Source organism: Sphingorhabdus sp., assembly GCF_044239665.1.
Taxonomy (GTDB): Bacteria; Pseudomonadota; Alphaproteobacteria; order Sphingomonadales; family Sphingomonadaceae; genus Sphingorhabdus_B.
The window spans coordinates 1-3,632 of record NZ_JBIIBA010000056.1; the positions used below are offsets into that span (position 1 = coordinate 1).

Genomic DNA, 3,632 nt, shown 5'->3' on the forward strand with positions numbered 1-3,632 from the left:
TGAACAGATTATGTCGATGCGGCTCATCCCCAATTTGGATGTGTATCGGCCCTGTGACACGATTGAGACCGCCGAATGTTGGGCCTTGGCGATTGAAAGTGCATCCACGCCTTCGGTGCTGGCGCTATCGCGGCAAAATCTCCCGCAACTGCGCACGGACATTAGCGAAAATTTCTCCGCCAAGGGTGCATATAGGCTGCGTGCCGCAACCGCCGCGCGCAAAGTCATCCTTGTTGCCACCGGGTCTGAAGTTGAGATTGCTATTGTGGTGGCGGATAAGCTTGAAGCGCAGGGCATTGGCGCGGACGTTGTCTCGATGCCCAGCTGGGAGCGGTTTGACGCACAACCGGCGTCTTATAAATCTGCGCTGCTACCAACAGATACGCTGCGCGTATCCATCGAGGCTGGCACAACCATGGGTTGGGAGCGATATGTCGGCGACGGACTTCGGATCGGCATCGACAGCTTTGGCGCTTCTGCACCCATTGACGCGCTTTACGAATATTTTGGCCTGACGGCCGACAAGATCACCCCGCAAATTGTCGCCCGGTTGGGCTGATAGGAGCAGATATGACAGTGAAAGTAGCAATTAACGGTTTTGGTCGCATTGGCCGTTTGGTCGCCCGTGCGATTTTGGAACGCGATGACCATGATCTGGAACTGGTCGCAATTAATGATCTTGCACCGGCAAAAGCAAACGCCCTGCTGTTCAAACGGGACAGCGTGCACGGGGCCTTCCCCGGAACGGTCGAAGCCGATGGCAATGACATCATTGTCAACGGTAAGCGTATTCATGTGACGGCAGAACGTGACCCAGCCAATTTGCCGCACGCGGCCAATGGCGTCGATATTGCGCTTGAGTGCACCGGTTTCTTTACAGACCGCGTCAGCGCCGAAAAGCATCTCGCGGCAGGGGCAAAGCGCGTCCTGATCTCCGCACCGGGCAAGAATGTCGATAAGACGGTTGTTTTTGGCGTCAACCATGACGTTCTGAGCGCCGCCGATATCATCGTATCAAACGCAAGCTGCACCACCAACTGCTTGGCGCCAATGGCAAAGGTCTTGAACGATGCCATCGGTATCGAGCGCGGGTTGATGACTACGATCCACAGCTACACCAATGATCAAAAGATCCTCGACCAAATCCATGACGACATGCGCCGCGCGCGCGCTGCGGGTATGTCGATGATCCCGACAACGACTGGCGCCGCGCGCGCCGTTGGCGAAGTTATGCCTGAGCTGAAAGGCAAGCTGGACGGTTCGGCCATCCGCGTGCCCACGCCAAATGTCAGCATCGTCGACCTGACCTTCACGCCAAAGCGTGACACGAGTGTTGAGGAAGTGAATGCGCTGTTGAAGGCTGCTTCAGAAGGCGCTTTAAAAGGCGTGTTGGCCTATTCGGATGAACCCTTGGTTTCAATTGACTATAATCATTGCCCAGCCAGTTCGACGATCGACAGCTTGGAAACCGCTGTCATCGACGGAAAGCTTGTGCGCGTATTGAGCTGGTATGACAATGAATGGGGCTTTTCCAATCGTATGGTCGATACGGCCGGTGTCATGGGCAAGTTTCTGTAAGGATTGATCAATGGCATTCCGCACGCTCGACGACCTCGGCGATATCAAGGGAAAACGTGCTTTAGTACGCGTTGACCTGAATGTGCCTATGGCTGACGGGCGTGTGACCGATGAAACGCGGATGCGTGCCTTGTTGCCGACAGTGCTGGAACTGGCGGATAAGGGCGCCAAGGTCCTTCTACTCGCGCATTTCGGGCGTCCCAAGGGCGCAAAGCATAGCGAAATGTCGGTGTCGATGGTGCTCGATGCCTTGCAAGAAGTGCTGGACCGTGAGATCATGTTCGTGCCAGAAATAGCGGGTGACGTTGTTACGCAGTCCGTTGGTATATTGGCCGATGGTGATATTGCACTCCTTGAAAACACCCGCTTTTGGCCCGGCGAAGAGAAAAATGATCCGGAACTTGCGCGCGCTGTTGCCGCCAATGGTGATTTCTACGTTAATGATGCATTTTCGGCGGCGCATCGTGCGCACATGTCCACCGAAGGGCTTGCGCATATCCTACCCGCTTATGCTGGTCGTGCGATGGAGGCTGAGTTAAAGGCGCTTCAGGCGGCTTTGGGCGCGCCTGAACATCCTGTGGCGGCGGTTGTCGGCGGGGCAAAGGTTTCGACTAAGCTTGATGTATTGAACAATTTGGTAACGCAGGTTGACCATCTAATTATTGGCGGCGGTATGGCGAATACCTTTTTGGCTGCGCGCGGTGTCAATGTCGGTAAGTCCTTGTGCGAACATGATCTAGCGGATCAAGCCAATGCCATTATGGAAGCAGCTGACGCCGCAGGCTGTACGGTGCATTTGCCCTATGATGTTGTAACCGCTCTTGAATTTCGTGCAAATCCGCCAATCCGGGCAGTGAATGTGCATGAAGTTGCGGCGGACGAAATGATCTTGGATGTGGGGCCTGCTGCTGTTGAAGCATTGGCCGATGTTTTGAAAAACTGCCGCACCTTGGTGTGGAACGGGCCATTGGGGGCGTTCGAGATTGAGCCATTTGACGCCGCAACGGTCTCATTAGCGCGGACGGCGGCTGCCTTGACCCGTGAAGGATCTTTGGTGTCGGTTGCGGGCGGCGGTGACACTGTTGCGGCACTGGCCCATGCGGGTGTGACGGAGGATTTTACATTTGTCTCGACGGCAGGTGGCGCTTTCCTCGAATGGATGGAAGGCAAGCCACTACCAGGGGTAGATGCTTTAAATATAACTTAAACCAGCGGGGCAATGCCCCGTTTTTTTCAATTGCCGATGCATACGTATGCAAGGCCAGTGTATAGGATGCCAATGATGAATTTTGCCGAAATGCTTGCAAAAGTGTCCACCGCCTCGGGCTTTATTGCTGCACTCGATCAGAGCGGCGGCTCCACTCCTAAGGCGCTCAAGGGCTATGGCATTGAGGAAGATGCCTACACGACCGAAGAAGAGATGTTTGGCCTTATCCATGATATGCGCGCACGGATCATTACCGCACCAAGCTTTTCCGGCGAGAAGGTACTGGGCGCGATATTGTTCGAACGCACAATGGACGGCGAAGCAGGCGGAAAGCCAGTGCCGACGGCATTGCAAGACCGCGGCGTTGTGCCGTTCCTAAAGGTAGACAAGGGGTTAGAGGACGAAGCAGACGGCGTTCAAATGATGAAGCCAATGCCAGACTTGGATGCGTTGCTGCAACGCGCCAAAGCCAAAGGCGTGTTTGGCACAAAAAAGCGTTCGGTCATCAATCAAGCCTCGCCATCGGGCATTGCCGCCATCGTAAAGCAGCAATTTGATGTGGCTGAACAGATCCTCGCCGCCGGATTGATGCCGATTATCGAGCCTGAGGTGAACATCAAAAGCGTTGATCGCGCGCAAAGCGACGTCATCTTGCGCGATGAAATTTTGAAAGCGCTCGATAATGTTTCGGCTGACAATAAGGTCATGCTGAAGCTGTCGATCCCAGCACAGGCGGGTACGTTTGACGCGCTCATCAATCATCCTCGTGTGTTGCGCGTTGTTGCGCTCTCCGGCGGCTATGCTCGTCCAGAGGCGTGCGCTGAACTGGCCAAGAATACCGGCATGA

4 protein-coding genes are annotated in these 3,632 nt (G+C 54.9%); all 4 read left to right on the top strand.

All coding sequences use genetic code 11. The features are described from left to right. Positions 1-559 (top strand): transketolase-like TK C-terminal-containing protein (locus ACILP3_RS10485; protein ID WP_395616575.1); only part of this gene is annotated, 559 nt, incomplete at its 5' end. A gap of 11 nt (positions 560-570) precedes the next feature. Next, entirely contained in the window at positions 571-1,578 is a 1,008-nt protein-coding gene (gene gap, locus ACILP3_RS10490) for a type I glyceraldehyde-3-phosphate dehydrogenase (RefSeq protein WP_395616576.1), read from the top strand. 10 nt (positions 1,579-1,588) lie between these two features. Next, positions 1,589-2,785 carry a phosphoglycerate kinase gene (locus ACILP3_RS10495; protein WP_395616577.1) on the top strand — a complete coding sequence of 399 codons (1,197 nt, stop codon included), beginning with the start codon at positions 1,589-1,591 and terminating at the stop codon, positions 2,783-2,785. 75 nt (positions 2,786-2,860) lie between these two features. Then, on the top strand, positions 2,861-3,632 hold a 772-nt coding region (locus ACILP3_RS10500; RefSeq protein WP_395616578.1), incomplete at its 3' end, for a fructose bisphosphate aldolase.

Bases quoted from the DNA above. Each gene is read 5' to 3' on its own strand.
- gap (WP_395616576.1), top strand. From the start codon at position 571: ATGACAGTGAAAGTAGCAATTAACGGTTTTGGTCGCATTGGCCGTTTG.
- ACILP3_RS10495 (WP_395616577.1), top strand. From the start codon at position 1,589: ATGGCATTCCGCACGCTCGACGACCTCGGCGATATCAAGGGAAAACGT.